This is a genomic window from Streptosporangium sp. NPDC005286, assembly GCF_040607515.1.
Lineage (GTDB): Bacteria > Actinomycetota > Actinomycetes > Streptosporangiales > Streptosporangiaceae > Streptosporangium.
Map to the genome: position 1 here is coordinate 1 of NZ_JBEXGU010000190.1, position 17,444 is coordinate 17,444.

The following is a 17,444-nucleotide window of genomic DNA, read 5'->3' on the forward strand; positions in this document are numbered from 1 at the left end:
AGCGGCGCAGCGCGAGCTGGATCAGCCGGTCGACCAGCTCCGGATAGGGGTGGTGTCTCGGGTGTTCGGAGATCAGCTCGCGCTGCAGGAGACCGTCGGCCAGGTCGAGTTGCCGTTGCGCTGGATCGTCACACCCCAGTTGTTGCCGTTGCCGTTGGGCTTGGCGGTCAGCACCTGGGCGCTGGGGTAGCTCGCGCTGATGTTCCAGGAAGCGATGATCTTCGCTGGGGACGGGACGTTCATCGTCACGGTCCAGTTGCTCGAACCGCTGACCGAGACGTTGAGGTTGTACCGGTCACTCCACTGCTGCCCCGCGGACAGCGACGCGGTGCAGCCACCGCCACCACCACCGCCGCCGCCACCGGAGGAGCCGTCCACCGTTACATTGGAGTTTCCGCTGCTCTGATATCCCTCTGTTGCGAGGATCATGTAATCATGGCTGCCCAGATTCATTCCGTAACGGGACCATGCGTCGAAGTGGTTGCCGCTGGTTATGGTTCCGCCCGTTTTCTTTGACTGCCGGACGCTCCAGTACTGATTGAAGGTTCTGGTGCCTTCGATGGAGGGGGCGTTGGTTCGCGTCGTCTGGTAGATGTCGTACGTGCCGCCATCGCTGGTGACCGTGCCCTTGTAGGTTCCGGTGGGCCGGTAAGTGCCCCAGTTGTCGACGATGTAATACTCCACGAGTGGGTTTCTCGTCCACCCGTAGAGCGTCAGATATGCATTGCCGGACGGATTGAAGCTGCCTGAGTAGTTCACGGTCCTGCGTCCGCCGGTGCTCCACCCCTTACCGGCAACGAAATTCCCGGTGTTGCTCCATGAGGTGCTGTAGTTGCCGCCGGATCCCAGTTCCATGGAGACCGACCCGGGACTGTCGGTCCAGAACGAATAGAAGTAGCCGTTGTTGGTGCCGGTCTGATTGGAGGTGATGGCCGCGTGGGCGGGGCCGGGCAGCATCGCCACGGCCACGGCCACGGCCAGCGCTACGGCGCAGGCCCGGCCGACGAGCAGCCTGATGCGGCCGCGTCTGCGGCTCTTCGGGCGAGCGGGGACGTCGTTCATGCGCGTGCTTCCTCCTCGTGAAGGCCGGCCGGGAGGCCGGGCAGCGTGATACGACCCGGCGGGGCTGTCGGTGACCGGGGGGACGGCCACCGCGCGTCGGCGTCGTATACGTGGGGGGTTGGCCGGTCGTCGTGCGGTCGACGACCGGAGGAGCAGGTCGCGGCGGGTGACTCGGATCGACAGTGTTGAGGTCCAACGGCAGCGAAAGTATCGGCGTGATGGCGAAAGTGTCGGTCCGACCCTGTGAGTTGTCAACGACTCCCGAAAGCCTACGAAGGTCTGATCTTGGTTAAGGATTTCTCCAGCAAGCATTGCACCTGTTCATTGGCCCTGCCCTGACCGTCGAGCTCAGGATTGATCAATGAAAATTTCGGAGATTTTCCGAATTATTCGACACCGGGCGCGATGGGGTAGAGCATGATTGTGGCTGGCCCGTCGATGACATTCGGCCAACGCGGCCCCCGCGAGTTCTTCCTCAGTCGGGAAGGACCGAGAGGCCGGACCGGGCGACGATGGCCTGGAGCGCGGCGACATGGCCGGTGTAGGCCGCGCGTCCTTCGCGGGTGAGGCTGAACCACGTCCTCGGGCGCTTGCCGACGTATCCCTTGCGGATCTTCACGTAGCCGGCCGCCTCCAGGGCGCTCGCGTGTTTGGACAGCACCGAGTCACTGACGCCCAGGTTGTCGCGTACGAAGGCGAACTCGGCCTCCTCGGCGGCGGCCAGCAGGGAGACGATCTGCAGCCGGGTCGGCGCGTGGATCGCCGGGTCGAGTCGCGACGTCATCGCTTCGGCGTCTCCGCCCGCCGAGCGGTCCGCGCGGACATCCACCGGGCCAGGAGGGGCGCGGTGACCGCCACGACCACGGTCATGATCACACCCATGACGGTACGCGGATAGGCGACGCCGAGCTCCTTGAGCCACAACGCCAGCGCGAAGCCCGCGAGACCGGTGGTGATCAGCCAGGCGCTGAAGCCGGCCCATGCCCATGGATCCGTCATGGAGGAGTGCGGGCGCAGGTTCGCGTTCCTGACGTCGATCACGAACTTGAGGACGGCGACGGCGAGGCCGGCCGACAGGGCCGTCACGGCGATCCAGAGCCACCAGGCGGGGGTGATCTCGGTGACGAACTGCATTCCGGTGACGAAGATCCAGACCGTCACCGGATACCAGGCGGGGAACATCGGCGGTGCGGCGCGCAGGACCCTGTGCTGCGTCTCGTGAACCTGAGCCAGCGACCGCGCGGCTTCTTCGGGGGTGATCTCCATGGGCTGCTCCCTCCTTCTTTCCTACTTGGAAAGTACTTTCCAGTTTCCATATCGTCAAGTACTTTCCAGGATGCCGCATGGAGTGGCCGAGCAGCACCCGGTTCCGGATCCCGAACCTGGCGCGGCCTTCGGCCAATCCGTCGAGCACCGCTTCCAGCGGCATCTCGGACGGCGGCGAGTCGGGGGTGGATCTGCAACCGCGGCTCTGCCAGGAGTCGTCCTCGTCTTCGTCTCGGGCATCGGGGTCACGGATAGACCGAGATGAAAGGGGGCAGTGCGGCCGCGTCACCGGGCGTGAGAGACGCGGCCGCGGGCGAAGGTCAGCGGACCTTGCCGAAGAACTCGCGGATGTCGGCGGCGACGTGATCGGGCTGCTCCATGGCGACAAAGTGGTGGCCGCCTGGATTGCCTTCCGGCCAGTGAAGGATGGTGGTGTGCCGTTCGGCGAACCGGCGGATTCCGGGCGGCCCGCTGTACACGCCGGTCGGCGCCGCCGTCTGACCCTCCGGCCAGCCGAAGCCCGTGCTGTCGTAGTAGGGCCAAGAGGAGGTTCCCAACGTCCCGGTGAGCCAGTAGAGGCTCACGTTGGTGAGGATCAGGTCGCGATCGATCACCTGCTCCGGCGGTTTCGCGGCGACGGTGAACTCCTTGAACTTCTGCATCATCCAGGCCAGCGCGGCGACCGGAGAGTCGTGCCATCCGTAGGCGAAGGTCTGGGGCGCCGCGCGCAGCAGCCCATGATGGTCCACGCCGCTCATCCAGTCCTGCTTCTGGAGCTGCGCGTAGGCCGCCCGCTCGTCGTCGGTCATCTCGGGAACGTCGTCTTCGGTGGGGAAGCCGAGCCCGCTGATGACGTAGACGCCGATCACGTGATCCGGGGCGACCTTGGCGACTTCCGGGGCGACGTACGCGCCGAAGTCCCCGCCCTGGGTGCCGTAGCGGTCGTATCCGAGGCGGCGCATCAGCTCCGCCCAGATCCGCGCCACGCGCGTGGCGTTCCAGCCGGTTTCGCGCGGCGGCGCGGAGAACCCGAATCCGGGCACCGACGGCACGACGACGTGGAACGCCTGGGACGGGTCGCCGCCGTGCGCGCGGGGATCGGTGAGGGGGCCGATGAGGTCGGTGAACTCCACGAACGAGTTCGGCCAGCCGTGGGTGAGGATGATCGGCAGGGCGTCGGGCTCGGCGGAACGCACGTGCAGGAAGTGGATGTCCTGGCCGTCGATCTCGGTCATGAACTGCGGAAATTCGTTCAGTCGTGCCTCGTGCCGGCGCCAGTCGTACTCGCCGCGCCAGTATTCGGCCAGGTCCTTGAGGTAGCCGGCGGGGACGCCCCGGCTCCACTCCTCGCCGGGAAGTTGCCGGGGCCACCGGGTGCGGGCCAGCCGGTCGCGCAGCTCGTCCAGGTCTACCTGGGGGATATCGATGCGGAAGGGGCGGACCTCGGTGCTCATGACTCTCCTCAGCGGGTACGCCCGCCGCGCGGCGGGCGGGGTCCCGCCACGTCGTTCCCGGCAGGCCCGGGTGGTGCGTCGCGGTGACATGATCGAGAGTAGGAATCATGTAGGTCAGGCCCTGTCCCATATGGCCGGACATGATGGATCCCATGAGCGACACCCCTGCACGACTGCTCAAACTGCTGTCCCTTTTGCAGACCCCGCGCGAATGGCCCGGCAGCGAGCTGGCCGAGCGACTGGGGGTCAGCCCCCGTACGATCCGCCGGGATATCGACCGCCTGCGCGAGCTGGACTATCCGGTGCGGGCGACGATGGGGGCGGTGGGCGGCTACCGCCTCGCCGCGGGCAAGGCCATGCCGCCGCTGCTGCTGGACGACGAGGAGGCGGTGGCCATCGCGGTCGGCCTGCGCATGGCGGCCGGGACTCCGGTGGACGGCATCGAGGAGGCGTCCGTGCGGGCCCTGGCCAAGCTGGAGCAGGTGCTGCCGTCCCGGCTGCGCCACCGGGTCGCCGCACTGGCCGCAGCCCTGGTCTCGATGCTGACCGGGAACGAGCCGAGCGTTGATCCGCGGAACCTGACGGTGCTCGCCGGGGCCGCCGCCAACCGCGAACGCCTGCGGTTCGCCTATCGGGCGGGCGACGGGAGCAAGAGCAGACGCCTGGTCGAGCCGTACCGTCTGGTGGCGGCCGCACGCCGCTGGTACCTCCTGGCCTACGACAACGATCGCGACGACTGGCGGACCTTCCGCGTCGACCGAATCAGTGATCCGAGGCCGACCGGCGTGCGGGTCCCGCCCCGCGAGCCGCCCGAGCAGGACGCGGCAGCCTTCATCACCGACAAGCTTTACTCGTCGGCACCCACCTACGAGGTGCTGGCGACCCTGCGTCTTCCGGCCGGCCAGGTGGCTCAACGGCTCGGCGCCGCCCCGGGCGACGTCCAGCCGATCGACGAGCACAGCTGCCGCCTGCACGAGCGCGCCGACACCCTGGAGTGGCTGGCCTCCCGGCTGCTCATGCTCGGCTGCGAGTTCCAGGTGCACGAGCCGCCGGAGCTGCTGGCGTACCTGCGTGCGGCGGGCGCCCGCGCCGTCCGCGCCGCAGGGGGTCCCCTTTGACCTGCCCAGACCGGCTTAACGTACGAAACGGTTCCGTTGCAGGTCCACCCCCGAGTCGCGGCCCCGCAAGAGCGAATCCGCCCGCTGGCCGCGAACCCGTACGTCAGGCCGGTGGTCGAGGCCCGCGACGTCGAGGCTCTCGGCCTCGACGTCGCGCACTACGTGCTGGACCTGGACGATCCACGCTGCACCGCCCCCGAGCCCTTCGCCCGCTGGTACGCGAGAAAGTCCGGCACCGTGCCCGGCGACTTCCCGTTCGCTGCCGGCCAGGTCCGCTCGAACCCCTGGGTCGCGTCGTTTCAGAGGTGCCGTAGACGGCGGCGGTTCAGTCGGTGCCGAACTCCATCGCGGCGCGGTCGAGCATCTCGTCGTCGCCGGAGACCTCGCCGCGTGAGGCGATGGCCTCGGCGCCGCCCTGCGGCATCGCGCCGATCAGCCCGGTCGAGGCCGCCTGGGCGGCGCCGATGAGCGCGGCATGGGCGGTGCCGACCATGCCGAGGCTGGCGTACTGCTCGAGCCTGGCGCGCGAGTCGGCGATGTCGAGGTTGCGCATGGTGAGCTGGCCGATCCGGTCCACCGGGCCGAACGCCGAGTCCTCGGTACGCTCCATCGACAGCTTGTCCGGGTGGTAGCTGAAGGACGGGCCTGAGGTGTCCAGAATCGAGTAGTCCTCACCGCGCCGCAGCCGCAGCGTCACCTCACCGATGACCGCCGTGCCGACCCAGCGCTGCAGCGACTCTCGCAGCATCAGCGCCTGCGGGTCGAGCCAGCGGCCCTCGTACATCAACCGGCCGAGCCGCCGTCCCTCGGTGTGGTAGCTCGCCAGGGTGTCCTCATTGTGGATCGCGTTGACCAGCCGTTCGTACGCCGCGTGCAGCAACGCCATCCCGGGCGCCTCGTAGATGCCCCGGCTCTTGGCCTCGATCACCCGGTTCTCGATCTGGTCCGACATGCCCAGGCCGTGCCGCCCGCCGATCGTGTTCGCCTCCATCACCAGGTCGACCGGGGTGGCGAACTCCTTGCCGTTGATCGTCACGGGGCGGCCCTGGTCGAAGCCGATGGTCACGTCCTCGGCGAGGATCTCGACCGTGGGATCCCAGAATCGCACGCCCATGATCGGGTCCACGGTCTCGATGCCGTTGTCAAGGTGTTCCAGGGTCTTGGCCTCGTGGGTGGCACCCCAGATGTTGGCGTCGGTCGAGTAGGCCTTCTCGGTGCTGTCGCGGTAGGGCAGGTCGTGGGCGAGCAGCCACTCCGACATCTCCTTGCGGCCGCCGAGCTCGGACACGAAGTCCGCGTCGAGCCAGGGCTTGTAGATGCGCAGGTGGGGGTTGGCGAGCAGGCCGTACCGGTAGAACCGTTCGATGTCGTTGCCCTTGAACGTCGAGCCGTCGCCCCAGATCTGCACGTCGTCCTCGATCATCGCCCGGACCAGCAGGGTCCCGGTGACGGCGCGACCGAGCGGCGTGGTGTTGAAGTAGGCGCGCCCGCCCGAGCGGATGTGGAACGCACCGCAGGTGAGCGCGGCCAGGCCCTCCTCGACCAGCGCCGCGCGGCAGTCGACCAGGCGTGCGATCTCGGCGCCGTACGTCACCGCGCGGCCGGGTACCGAGGCGATGTCGGGCTCGTCGTACTGGCCGATGTCGGCGGTGTAGGTGCACGGAACGGCACCCTTGTCGCGCATCCACGCGACGGCGACCGAGGTGTCGAGGCCGCCGGAGAAGGCGATGCCGACGCGCTCGCCGGCGGGCAGGGAGGTGAGAACCTTGGACATAAACAAGATTATGCACTGCGCTGCATGGTCATGCAAACTCTCGATCCGCGGCTCGCGATCTTGCGCGGAGGCCGTGGCCACCTGCGCTGTTCGCCGAACGCCACCCACCCGCGGGAGTGCGGACTCCCCGCCCGGCGCGAGCCGGTCATCCGGAGAAAGAGAGACGGCCCCGAGCCGGTGCGACCAGCACCGTCTCAGGGCCTTGATCAATTCACCCCGCTGGGCCAGGAGAAAGATCCGTGCTCGACCGTGGGAGACACGATCGCCCGGCCGACGCGCTCGATGCCGTCTTCGCGGGCCCCGGCGGCCCGTGGGTGGTCACCCCGCCAGGCGCCTCAGAGCTTGCCGAGGCCTCGGGCGAGGATCATCGCGGTGTCCGCGACCACCTTGTTGTCTAGGACGGCGTCCGCGGCCCTGCCGTTGGTGTAGATCGACATGATGATGGGTGCGGCCGACTTGCCGGGCCAGACGATCGCGATGTCGTTCGCGGCCGCGTACTGCGAGGTCGTGCCGGTCTTGTCGCCGACCTTCCAGGTCTTGGGCAGGCCCGCGCGGATGCGGGCGTCGCCGGTCTGGTTCGCGATCAGCCAGGTGTTCAGCCGCGCCCGGTCCTTGGCGTTGAGGGCCTTTCCTACCGTGACCGCGCGCAGGTCACGGCCCATGGCCGCAGGCGTCGTGGTGTCGCGCCTCTCCTTGGGGTTCCAGTCGTTGAGCTCGGTCTCCCACCGGTCCAGCCGGGAGATCGGGTCCTTCAGCGTACGGAGGTAGCCGGTCAGGCCGGCTGGGCCGCCGAGCTGCTTGAGCAGCATGTTGCCCGCGGTGTTGTCGCTCTGGGTGATGGCCGCCTCGCACAGCTGCGCGACGGTCAGCCCGTCCTTGACATGATCCTTGGTGACCGGGGAGTTCTCCTTCACCTCGGCGTCCGTCCAGCGGACGACCTTGTCCATCAGGCCGGGCTCTGAGGTACGGGCCTTGTGCAGCACGGCCGCGGCGGCCATCGCCTTGAAGGTGGAGAGCATCGGGAAACGCTCGCCCGCACGATAGGTGACCGTCTTACCGGTGGCGGTGTCGATGGCGTACGCGCCGACGCGGACCTTGAAGGACGCCTCCAGCGTGCGCAGTTCCTTCCTGGCCTGGGCCTCGCCCGATACCACCTGGGTCACCGGCGAGGCGGCGGACGCGGTGGACGCGTGGCCTGCCGCGGTGATGCCCATCAGCGGGACGAGCGTGAGTGATGCCAGCACCGAGAGTGCGGCCTGTCGCAGACGCATGGTGATGCCTTCCGGTTGTGGGTTGGATGCGACAGGCAGTCTCACGCCGCCGGTCGATGCGGTCAAAGACAGAAACGGCGATTTCCATGCTGAAATGGCATACGATCATCTCGTGGACGTCCTCGGAGCCTGGCGAGTGTTCGTCAATGTGAGCGAACGAGGGAGCTTCACGGAGGGGGCGGCGGCCGCCCGGGTGCCGCAGTCGGTCGCGAGCCGCCGGATCGCCGCCCTGGAGAAGCACCTCGGGGAGCAGTTGTTCGACCGGTCGTCGCGCGGGGCGGTACTCACCCAGTTCGGCCGGGACATGCTTCCGTCGGCGAAGCGTCTCGTCCGCCTGGCCGACGACATGGAGTACGAGGCGGAGCAGGCCAAGCTCAGTCCGCTCCGGCTCGCCGTTCCCGGCATCGTGCCCGTTCGCGACCTGGCACGCCTTGACGCGGAGGCCCGCCAAAAGGGCTTCTACCTGCACTTTCATGCTGCTCCACCGGCCGAACGGGCGGAACTCGTCCGCTCTCGCGAGGTCCGCGCCGCCCTCATCGCCGTACCACCCGGCGACGCGACCTGGTCGGTACGGCTCGGACTCGCCGGCGCCGCGGACCTCCCCGTGCAGACGGTCTACATCGAGACGCTCCGCGCCGGCCGCGCCGCACGGTCGTCACGGAGGCGCCGGATCTGGATCCAGCCCGAGGACGACGTCCCGCACATCCGCGACCCGATGTTCCGGATCCGGGATGCCGTCGGCCTCCAGCCCGCGCAGGTCGGCGTCTCGGCGACGCTCACCTCCGCCGTGGCGGAGGTCCTCGGTTCAGCGGATCTCCTGCTCTGCCCGGCCGGGCAGGCCGAGGAACTGGGGCTACACTGGCGCCCCGTCGGCGAGATCCAACTCGTCCGCGGCTTCGAGGTGTCGGCCGCCGTCGGGAACGACGCGGAGCGCATCCTGACCCGGCTCTGGCACCCGATCGCCCGCTGCCTCGGCGCGTACGACCAGGCATGATCAGGACGGGGGGCACCATCAAGGTCGAGCAGCTGATGCGACAGCTCCGGCGAGAGCTCGACGACGCCGGACTGAACGGATCGTTCCTGGTCCGGGATCTGCACACCGGTGACGAGATCGGTATCGAGCCGGACCTGGAGTTCCCGATCGCCTCACTCGTCAAGGTCCCGCTCGCCATCGCGACGCTCGAACGCATCCGAAAGGGGGAGCTCAACGGCTCCACCCAGATCCTGGTGCGGCCGACCGGGATCACCGTGCCGGGACCGACCGGGCTGGGCAGGTTCCGACACCCGACCCGGGTCGCCATCGACGACCTGCTCTACCTCAGCATCGCGGTGAGCGACAGCACGGCGGCGGACGCGCTCTTCGCCCTCACCCCGCCCACCGAGGTCTCGGCGACGCTGCACGGGCTGGGGCTCCACGGCATCGCGATCCGCCACACCGTCCAAGAGCTCATCGAGACTCCGGCGGAACGTCTCGATCCCGGCGAGGTCCACCTCGCCCACTTCCTCGCCATCGAGGCGGGAACGGCCGGGCGGGGGCACCGGGTCCCGCAACTGGACGTGACCCGCGCGAACTCGGGATCCGCGCGGGCCTTCGTCGAACTCCTGCAGGCACTGTGGACCCCGGCTTCGATCGACCCTGGCGTGGCCGAGCGGGTACGGGGCCTGATGGCCGACAACCTCCTGCGCCAGAGGCTGACCCCCGATTTCAGCTCCGACGCCTCCAGATGGTCCTCCAAGACCGGAACGCTGCTCAACCTCCGGCACGAGGTCGGCGTCGTCGAGCACACCGACGGCCAGGCCTTCGCCGTCGCCGTACTCACCGAATCGCGCGTACCGGCCATCAGCCAGCCAGGAGCCGAGGCACTCATGGCACAGGTCGCACGAACCCTCCGCGACCGGCTACGACATGACAGGCTGTAGTACGACCTTGCCGACGGGAGCCGCCCAGGTGTCGCATGCCGGGTCAGCTCGAGGGCTGGCTCGCGCACATAATTAGAGATCTTCGCAAATAAGGGGCGCTTTGCACCGGCAGGGCCTGTGTCAAATTTAATGAATCATTCCTTCGGTGTAGCCCTATGATCGCCACATCCGGGTTGCGGTCGGTCAGCCGAGCAGTGCCGAGAGCCTCGTGTCCGGGGCCAGCACGGCACGGGTGAGCAGCGCGGCCACCCGGGCCAGGCGGTCCTCGGCCTCCTCTCGGTCCCAGAGTTCGACGGCGTACTCCAGGTCGAGCACCACCCGCTCCCCCGCCATCCCGGCGTACATCTCCAGCTCGTAGCGGTTGGCCCTGGTGTGCACGTAGTCGAAGCCGACCTCGCAGCCGGCCAGTTCCGGCACCGCGGGGCCGTCGCCCGCCCAGTCGGAGGTCACCTGGAACAGTGGCATCCTGCGCGGGTCGGGGTGGATCTTCAGTGCCCGTACCACCTCGTTGAACGGGGTGCTCTGGTGCGCGTACGCCTCCAGGACGGTCCGGCGCACCCGCCCGGCCAGCTCGGTGAAGGTGGGGTCGCCACCGCAGTCGAGGCGGAGCGCCACCATGTTGACGAAGCAGCCGACCACGCCCTCCAGGCCGGGCAGCGGGCGGTTGTCGGCGGTGGTGCCGATCACCACGTCGTCCTGGCCGCTCCACTGGGCCAGCATCGCGGCGAAGGCGGCGGTCACCAGCATGTAGGGCGTGCTCCTGCTCCGCCTGGCCAGCGCGAGCAGCCGGCGCGAGTCCGCGGGCGGCAGATGATGGGCGATCATCTCGGTGTCGCGGCTCTCCCGCCGCCCGTCGCGCGTCCTGGGCAGGACCAGTTCGGGGGCCTCGCGCAGCCGTTCCCGCCAGAACCGCTCCGAGGCGGCGGCCTCGGGTCCGCCGAGCCAGGCCTGCTCCCAGGCCACGTAGTCGGAGAAGCGCAGGTGCGGTGTGGCGGGCGCGGTGTCGCGGTCGGAGTACAGCCGGCCGAGCTCGCTCACCAGCAGTCCCATCGAGACGCCGTCGGTGACCAGGTGGTGCTGGATGAGCGCGAGGACGTGGTCACCGTCGCCTAGACGGTAGAGAGTGGCCCGCACCAGGGGGGCGGCGGACAGGTCGAAGCCGCGCTCGGCGTCCCGGGCGGTACGGCGGGCCGCCTCCGCCGCCCGCCCGGCCTCGGGCAGGCCGGTGAGGTCCTCGACGGGCAGTTCGACGCGCACCCCGGCGTCGAAGCGCAGCACCGGCACGTCGCCCACCAGCGCCACCCGGGCGCGCAGGTTCTCGTGCCGGGCGACGAGCGCGTCGAGAGCACCGCGCAGCGCGTCCACCTCGAGCGGGCCGCGCACCCGGTAGGTGACGGCGGCGATGAAGTCCCGGGCGTCGCCGCCCGCGAGCTGCTCGTTGATCCAGATCTGCAACTGCGCGGTGGAAAGCGCGCAGCCGCCTGGCTCCGCGCCGTCCGATACGGCCTGCCCGGCGGGCTCGGCGCGGTCCGTGTCGTCAGGCGTCTGCTCCGGCTCCGGTTCCCCGGCCTGTCCCGCGGTGGGGTCCGGGCGACCGGCACCGCCGGTCGTCTGCCCCATCATGGGCTGCCCCGCGCGGTTGGCGCGGCTCGCGTCGGCGAGCGTGTGTTCCAGTGCGGGATACCTGGCCGCCAGGTAGTCGGCCAGGTCGGCGGGGGTGCAGTGCTCGAAGAGGGCCATCAGCGGGACGCGTACGGCGAGCACCGAGGCGATCTCGCGTACCAGCCGGGCCGCCAGCATCGAGTGGCCGCCCAGGGCGAAGAAGTCGTCGTCCGGCTCCACCTCGTCGAGGTTCATGACGCGCGCCCAGATGACGCAGAGCGCGGCCTCCAGGGCGGGCGGCCCGGCCCGCTCGCCGATCTCGGCCGCCTCGGGCAGCAGGGCGGTCCTGATGCGGCCGTCCTCGCCGCGCGGGATGTGGTCGACCGCCACGATGGCGGCGGGCACCATGTACTGCGGCAGCCGCTCGACCAGAACGGCCCGCAGGTCGCCGGGCGACTGCTCCGCGACGGCGTAGGCGACCAGCTCCCGTCCCGCGCCGCCCTCGACCGCGATGACCGCGGCGTCGCGTACGGCGGGGTGGGCGCGCAGGACCTCCTCGACGTCCTCCAGTTGCACCTGGAAGGAGCCGAAGCTGACCAGCCGGTCCTCGCGTCCGCGTTCGACCACCCGCCCGTCGGGCCTGCGGGCGGCCAGGCGGCCGGTGTGCCCGTGCTCGCCGGAACGGCGGACCAGCTGGCCGACGGCCCCGGCGGGCAGCACATTGCCGTCGGGATCGAGCACGCTCACATCGCCCTGGGTGAGGGTGGCCCACTCCTCCGGGGAGATCATCGGGATGTCCGAGAGGGGCTGGGCGGGGTCGGCGGCGACCGCCCGCAACACCCGCTCGTAGTGGCGCATCAGGCGGGCGATCGTGGCCTCGTCGAAGAGGGCGTCGTCGTACTCGACGAAGAAGTCGACCCGGTCACCCCGCCGTACCGCCTCGACCGCGACGTCGAAGCGGGACCGGCCGCGCGTCACCTCGACCTCGGCGGCGGGCACGCCGCCGATGGAGCACTCGGCCGCGCCGGCGTCCCACATGGTGAAGACGACCTGCACCAGGGGGGTGTGCCCGGCGTCGCGCTCGGGCTGCAGGAACTCCACGAGCTTCTCGAACGGCACGTACTGGTGGTCGAAGGCGTCGAAGGCGGCCTCGCTGACCGCGTCGGCCAGCTCGGTGAAGGGGACCTCGCCCGCCGGGCGCAGCCGTACCGGCACGATGTTGGCGAAGAAGCCGAGCGCGCCGTCGAACTCGCGTCCGGGACGGCCGGGTGCGCCGGTGCCCAGCACCATGTCGCCGCGTCCGGTGTAGCGGTAGAGGGTGGCGGCGAAGGCGGCCAGCAGCACTGTGAAGAGGGTGCCGCCGACCCGCTCGGCGACCTCGCCGAGCGGGTCGGTCAGGTCTCCGGCGAGCGGGAAACGCTCGCGCCTGCCCGCGCTGTCCCGCCGGCGCGGCCGGGGCCGGTCGGCGGGCAGCTCCAGCACCGTGGGCGCGCCGTCGAGCGCCCGCCGCCAGTGGTCGACGTCGGCGGCCAGGCGACCGCCGGCGAACTGCTCGCGCTGCCAGCGGGCGAAGTCGCCGTACTGGGCGGGCCGCTCGTCCAGCGGCCCGCCCGATGACTCCCCCTGCGACCTGGCCAGGGTCTCGCCCGGCGGTCCGGCCGGCGTCTCGCCCGCCGGCTCGATCGAGGTCCCACCGTGCGGCTCGCCCCGGTAGGCCGCGTCCAGCTCGTCGAGCAGCAGGTTCATCGAGAAGCCGTCGCTGATGATGTGGTGCACCCCGAGCACGAGCGCCTGCCGCTCCGAGCCGAGCGTGACGAGCGAGGCGCGCAGCAGCGGCCCCGAGGTCAGATCGTAGGGGGCCTCGGCGACCTCGCGGGCGTACTCCATGAGCGCCTGCTCGCCGCCGACGGACGCCTCGCGCAGTACGGGGCCCCGCGCCCAGATCGCCTGCACCGGTTCGGTTCCCCGGTAGACGAAGGTGGTGCGCAACACGTCGTGCCGGGCCACCACCCGCTCCAATGCCCGGCCGAGCCTGGCCGCGTCCAGCGTGCCGTCCAGGACGAGTACCTTCAGTTCGTTGTACGAGCCGTTGCCGGGATCGTCCTGCTCGACGAACCAAAGCTGCTCCTGCAGGTAGGAGAGCGGGGCGGTGCGGACGGGCAGTCCGGTCACGACGCTGTCTCCGTCCCCCTGGCGATCACCCACAGGAAGCGCGACTCCCCGAGCGGTGTCCGCTGTGCCACGACCTCCTCGCGCTCGGGTACCAGGCCCGCCGCGCGCAGCAGCTGAAGGTTCTCCTGGGTGGGGAAGCCGGAGAAGAACATGGTCGAGCCGAACCACTCCTCGATCGCGCCGGGGATGTCCTCGGTCATCAGGGTGGCGAGCAGCAGACCGCCCGGCTTCAGCCAGCGGGCGATGTCGCCCAGCAGGCCGGGCAGTTCCTCGCGCGGCAGGTGGGTGAGGGTGTAGATGGACACGACTGCGTCGAAGGAGGCGTCGGGGAACCGTGCCTCCGCCATGTCGGCCTGCACGAGCGTCGCGCCGGGCAGTGTCCTCTCGGCGAGCTTGAGTTGCTCGGCGGAGATGTCGACGGCGGTGAGGGCGTGCGCCTCGGCCAGGCGGCGCGAGGACTCGTGCCCCCCGCCGACGCCCAGCTCCAGCACCGAGCCGCCGGCGGGCAGCATCGCGAGCAGGTGGCCGGTCCACTCCATACGGGGGCCGTCGGAGAACTCCGACTGGAAGGCGGCGTAGCGGTCGGCGATGTCGTCCCAGCCCTCGCGGACGATGTCCTTGAGATCGGAGCGGACCTCTGAGTCGACGGCGTCGGCGACTCCGGCGATGGTGGGCCGGTCGAAGAAGTCGGCGACCGGCACCTCGATGCCGAAGATCGTGCGGACTCGGCCAAGGAGCTGGATGACCTGGATGCTGGTGCCGCCCAGCTCGAAGAAGTGGTCGTGCGGGCCGAGGGAGTCGACGCCGAGCAGCGGTTTCACGATCTCCTCGGCCACCCTGCGCCTGGTCGGCGTCCACTCGGCGCCATCGTCGGTACCGGCGCCGGTACCGGCGCGTTCCTGTCGGGCCGCGGCCAGAGCGTCGCGGTCGACCTTGCCTGCCGGGGTGAGCGGGATCTCCGGGACGTGGACGAACTCGTTGGGGACCAGCGGGGCCGTCAGCCACCGGGCGGCGGTCTCGCGCAGCTCGGTCACGCCGGGCGGCTCCCCCGTCGTGGAGACGACGTAGGCGATCAGGCGGGCGTCGCCGTCGCCCCGCGCCTCCGCCTCGACCACGGCGTGCGCGACCGCCGGGTGCCTGCGGAGGGTCTGCTCGATCTCCTCCGGCTCGACGCGGACACCGCGTACCTTGACCTGGCGGTCGGCTCGCCCGGCGAAGACCAGCTCGCCGTCGGCGGTCCAGCGCACCAGGTCGCCGGTGCGGTAGAGCCGCTCGCCCGGCGTGGTGGCGAACGGGTCGGGGACGAAGGAGAGCGCGCTCGTGCCGGGGCGGCCCAGGTAGCCGCGGCCGAGGCCGGGACCGCCGACGTACAGCTCGCCGACCGTGCCGATCGGGACCGGGCACATCGACGCGTCCAGGGCGTAGGCCCGGTGGTTGGGCATGGCGCGCCCGATGGGCGGTGAGGTGTCCCAGCTTCCCCGGCACTCCTGGGTGATCACGCCGACCGTGGTCTCGGTGGGCCCGTAGCTGTTGACGAACCTGCGCCCGGCCGCCCAGCGGGTGGTGAACTCACCCGAGTAGCTCTCGCCGCCGACCGCGAGCACCCGCAGGTCGGGGAAGTCGCCGGGCTCCAGCAGTCTCAGCATGCCGGGGGTGCCCATGTAGACGGAGATGCGCCGCTCGCGCAGCAGGTCGCGGAAACGCTCGGCGGAGGTACGGGTCTCGGCGGCGGCGACGTGCAGGGTGGCCCCCGACAGCAGCGCCCCGAAGGCGTCGAAGGTGGAGACGTCGAAGGCGATCGAGGAGAACTGCACGAGGCGGTCCTGCGGGGAGAGCCCGTACAGGTGCTGGGCGCCCCGGACGAACGCGGTGACCGCGCGGTGCTCGATGAGGACGCCCTTGGGCGTCCCGGTGCTGCCGGAGGTGTACATGACGTAGGCGAGGTTGGCCGGGTGCAGCGGCACCCCGGGATCGCCCTCCTCCCTTCCCGGGTGGTCGTCGACGTTCACCACGAACCACGGGCCCGGCGGCACCTCGGCCTCGGTGGTGGAGTCGGCCAGCACCACGGCGGTGCCGGCGTCGCGCAGGATCGCCTCGACCCGCTCGGGCGGGTTGCCCTCGTCGATCGGGACGTAGGCGCCCCCGGCGGCCAGCGTGCCGAACATGGACACCACCATGCCGGCCGAACGGCGCTGGTAGATGGCGCAGCGGTCCTCAGTGCGCAGGCCGAGGCCGAGCAGGTGCCCGGCCAGTCGGTTGGCGGCGCGGCGCACCTCGTCGTAGCCGAGGGTCGTGCCCTCCTCGTCCGTCAGCGCCGTGGCGGCGGGCGACCTGGCGACCTGGGCGGCGAACCGTTCGATGACGGTCGCCGGCTCGTCGGCCAGCTCGGTGCGGTTCCACTCCTCGACGACCAGGCGCGCGTCGTGCTCCTGGATCGTGTCCATCGGCTCCTCCTTCGGGGACCGTTCCTTCCGGGACTGTTCGTCGGTGCGCCCGCGGGTCAGGACCGCTCGCCGTCCATCCACCGGCGCAGGCTCAGCGGGCGCATGTCCGTCCAGACCTCCTCGATGTGGGCCAGGCACTCCTCGCGGGTGCCGCTGTGGCCGACACTCCGCCAGCCCTCGGGAATGTCACGGTCGGTCCACCAGATGGAGTACTGCTCCTCGTGATTGCGCACCACCGTGTACTCAGCGTCCTCCGACATTCTGGATCTCCTTCGCTTCATTCATCATTCGAGGGCCTGCCATCAGAACAATGCCATGGCCAGACAGAAGCGATTTAACGCATTTTTCGGGAAATGTTAGGGTTTTGAAGGGGAGCGTATGTGCGGAATAGTCGGCGTATCCGTTAACGGAGGAACAGCCGGGCAACCGGCCTTCGACGGGCTCGTCACCCTGCAGCACCGGGGCCAGGAGTCCTGGGGCATCGCGGTGGCCGGCCCCGGCGGCGTGCAGGTCCGGCGGGCGCTCGGTTTCGCCTCGCGCTCGGCCTGTGGTGACCCGCCCCACGATGACCCGGCCTGTGGTGACCCGGCCCGTGACGGCCTCGCGGCCTGGCGAGCCGGGAGAGTGGCGGTCGCCCACACCCGGTACTCCACCACCGGCGCCACGGTGCCGGAGAACTCCCAGCCCTTCGTGCACGAGGCACGGCGCATCGCGCTGGCGCACAACGGGGACCTCGTCAACGCCGCCGAGCTGCGCGCCCGGCTCGGCCGCGAGGGGTACGGGTTCCGCTCGACCAGCGACTCCGAGATCATCCTCGCCCTGCTCGCCGACGCGGGCGAGACACCCGGCACGGCACTCGCCTCGGCTCCCGGCCCGGAGGACCGGCACCCCGCGGACCCCGGCCCGATCGTGGCCGGGGTCGCGCGGGCCACGCGGGTGCTGCGGGGCGCGTACTCGGTGGTGTGCGCCGTCGGCGAGTACCTCGTGGCCTTCCGGGACCCGCACGGCCTGCGCCCCCTGGTGGCGGGGTTCACCGAGGGCAGAGCGGTCGTCGCCTCGGAGACCTGCACCCTCGACGCGCTCGGCTGCACCGAGCAGCGGGAGGTGGAACCGGGCGAGGTGCTGGTGCTGCGCGACGGCCGCCCGATCGGGGCGCACCGCGTGGCGGAGCCCGCCCCGCGCAGCTTCTGCGTCTTCGAGCACCTCTATCTGACCAGGCAGGACTCCAGGATCGGCGGCACCAGAACCGGCGCGACGCGGGTGGCGTTCGGCGAGCGGCTGGCGCTGGAGTCCCCGGCGGACGCCGACCTGGTCGTGGCCGTCCCGGCCTCCGGCGTACCGGCGGCCCGCGGGTACGCGCG

The 17,444-nt window shown here is 70.4% G+C and carries 13 protein-coding genes; 4 read left to right on the top strand and 9 right to left on the bottom strand.

What is annotated here, in order from left to right; all coding sequences use genetic code 11:
- Positions 1-72: 72 nt before the first annotated feature.
- From ABZU75_RS39720 to ABZU75_RS39735, 4 genes are all read right to left on the bottom strand, one after another.
- Complete coding sequence (locus ABZU75_RS39720; RefSeq protein ID WP_355566374.1) at positions 73-1,062, bottom strand: glycoside hydrolase family 11 protein; 990 nt, start codon at positions 1,060-1,062, stop codon at positions 73-75.
- Positions 1,063-1,537: 475 nt separating this feature from the next.
- The gene (locus ABZU75_RS39725) at positions 1,538-1,846 is read right to left on the bottom strand and encodes a transcriptional regulator (RefSeq protein ID WP_350924973.1); all 309 of its coding nucleotides are present in this window, start codon (positions 1,844-1,846) and stop codon (positions 1,538-1,540) included.
- The gene (locus ABZU75_RS39730) at positions 1,843-2,328 is read right to left on the bottom strand and encodes a hypothetical protein (RefSeq protein ID WP_355566378.1); all 486 of its coding nucleotides are present in this window, start codon (positions 2,326-2,328) and stop codon (positions 1,843-1,845) included. The genes ABZU75_RS39725 and ABZU75_RS39730 overlap by 4 nt, the downstream gene beginning before the upstream one ends.
- Before the next feature lie 320 nt (positions 2,329-2,648).
- Complete coding sequence (locus tag ABZU75_RS39735) at positions 2,649-3,782, bottom strand: epoxide hydrolase (RefSeq protein ID WP_355566381.1); 1,134 nt, start codon at positions 3,780-3,782, stop codon at positions 2,649-2,651.
- A gap of 152 nt (positions 3,783-3,934) precedes the next feature.
- Between ABZU75_RS39735 and ABZU75_RS39740 the strand changes: the two genes are divergently transcribed.
- Complete coding sequence (locus ABZU75_RS39740; RefSeq protein ID WP_355566384.1) at positions 3,935-4,900, top strand: YafY family protein; 966 nt, start codon at positions 3,935-3,937, stop codon at positions 4,898-4,900.
- A 325-nt stretch (positions 4,901-5,225) separates the two neighbouring features.
- On the opposite strand, the gene argG is transcribed toward ABZU75_RS39740, so the two are convergent.
- Positions 5,226-6,674 (bottom strand): argininosuccinate synthase, encoded by a 1,449-nt coding sequence (gene argG, locus ABZU75_RS39745; protein ID WP_355566387.1) that lies wholly within the window; start codon positions 6,672-6,674, stop codon positions 5,226-5,228.
- 335 nt (positions 6,675-7,009) lie between these two features.
- Positions 7,010-7,945, bottom strand: a complete 936-nt coding sequence (bla, locus tag ABZU75_RS39750; RefSeq protein WP_355566390.1) for a class A beta-lactamase — start codon at positions 7,943-7,945, stop codon at positions 7,010-7,012.
- Positions 7,946-8,057: 112 nt separating this feature from the next.
- Here bla and ABZU75_RS39755 point away from each other — a divergent pair, with 112 nt between their 5' ends.
- Both ABZU75_RS39755 and ABZU75_RS39760 read left to right on the top strand, forming a co-directional pair.
- Positions 8,058-8,939 carry a LysR family transcriptional regulator gene (locus tag ABZU75_RS39755; RefSeq protein ID WP_355566393.1) on the top strand — a complete coding sequence of 294 codons (882 nt, stop codon included), beginning with the start codon at positions 8,058-8,060 and terminating at the stop codon, positions 8,937-8,939.
- On the top strand, positions 8,936-9,865 hold the full coding sequence (locus tag ABZU75_RS39760; protein ID WP_355566396.1) for a serine hydrolase: 930 nt from the start codon (positions 8,936-8,938) through the stop codon (positions 9,863-9,865). Before ABZU75_RS39755 ends, ABZU75_RS39760 begins: the two co-directional genes overlap by 4 nt.
- 183 nt (positions 9,866-10,048) lie before the next feature.
- Here the strand turns inward: ABZU75_RS39760 and ABZU75_RS39765 are convergent, their stop codons facing one another.
- From ABZU75_RS39765 to ABZU75_RS39775, 3 genes are read right to left on the bottom strand one after another with little or no spacing between them, the layout of a single operon-like run.
- Positions 10,049-13,639, bottom strand: coding sequence for a condensation domain-containing protein (locus tag ABZU75_RS39765; RefSeq protein ID WP_355566399.1), 3,591 nt, complete (start codon positions 13,637-13,639; stop codon positions 10,049-10,051).
- Positions 13,636-16,083, bottom strand: a complete 2,448-nt coding sequence (locus tag ABZU75_RS39770) for an amino acid adenylation domain-containing protein (protein ID WP_355566402.1) — start codon at positions 16,081-16,083, stop codon at positions 13,636-13,638. The genes ABZU75_RS39765 and ABZU75_RS39770 overlap by 4 nt, the downstream gene beginning before the upstream one ends.
- 56 nt (positions 16,084-16,139) lie before the next feature.
- Entirely contained in the window at positions 16,140-16,343 is a 204-nt protein-coding gene (locus ABZU75_RS39775) for an MbtH family NRPS accessory protein (RefSeq protein ID WP_350924950.1), read from the bottom strand.
- A 118-nt stretch (positions 16,344-16,461) separates the two neighbouring features.
- Between ABZU75_RS39775 and ABZU75_RS39780 the strand changes: the two genes are divergently transcribed.
- A partial coding sequence (locus tag ABZU75_RS39780; RefSeq protein ID WP_355566407.1) for a class II glutamine amidotransferase occupies positions 16,462-17,444 on the top strand: 983 nt, incomplete at its 3' end.

Bases quoted from the DNA above. Each gene is read 5' to 3' on its own strand.
- ABZU75_RS39770 (WP_355566402.1), bottom strand. From the start codon at position 16,083: ATGGACACGATCCAGGAGCACGACGCGCGCCTGGTCGTCGAGGAGTGG.
- ABZU75_RS39725 (WP_350924973.1), bottom strand. From the start codon at position 1,846: ATGACGTCGCGACTCGACCCGGCGATCCACGCGCCGACCCGGCTGCAG.
- argG (WP_355566387.1), bottom strand. From the start codon at position 6,674: ATGTCCAAGGTTCTCACCTCCCTGCCCGCCGGCGAGCGCGTCGGCATC.
- ABZU75_RS39760 (WP_355566396.1), top strand. From the start codon at position 8,936: ATGATCAGGACGGGGGGCACCATCAAGGTCGAGCAGCTGATGCGACAG.
- ABZU75_RS39735 (WP_355566381.1), bottom strand. From the start codon at position 3,782: ATGAGCACCGAGGTCCGCCCCTTCCGCATCGATATCCCCCAGGTAGAC.
- ABZU75_RS39740 (WP_355566384.1), top strand. From the start codon at position 3,935: ATGAGCGACACCCCTGCACGACTGCTCAAACTGCTGTCCCTTTTGCAG.
- ABZU75_RS39730 (WP_355566378.1), bottom strand. From the start codon at position 2,328: ATGGAGATCACCCCCGAAGAAGCCGCGCGGTCGCTGGCTCAGGTTCAC.
- ABZU75_RS39720 (WP_355566374.1), bottom strand. From the start codon at position 1,062: ATGAACGACGTCCCCGCTCGCCCGAAGAGCCGCAGACGCGGCCGCATC.
- bla (WP_355566390.1), bottom strand. From the start codon at position 7,945: ATGCGTCTGCGACAGGCCGCACTCTCGGTGCTGGCATCACTCACGCTC.
- ABZU75_RS39775 (WP_350924950.1), bottom strand. From the start codon at position 16,343: ATGTCGGAGGACGCTGAGTACACGGTGGTGCGCAATCACGAGGAGCAG.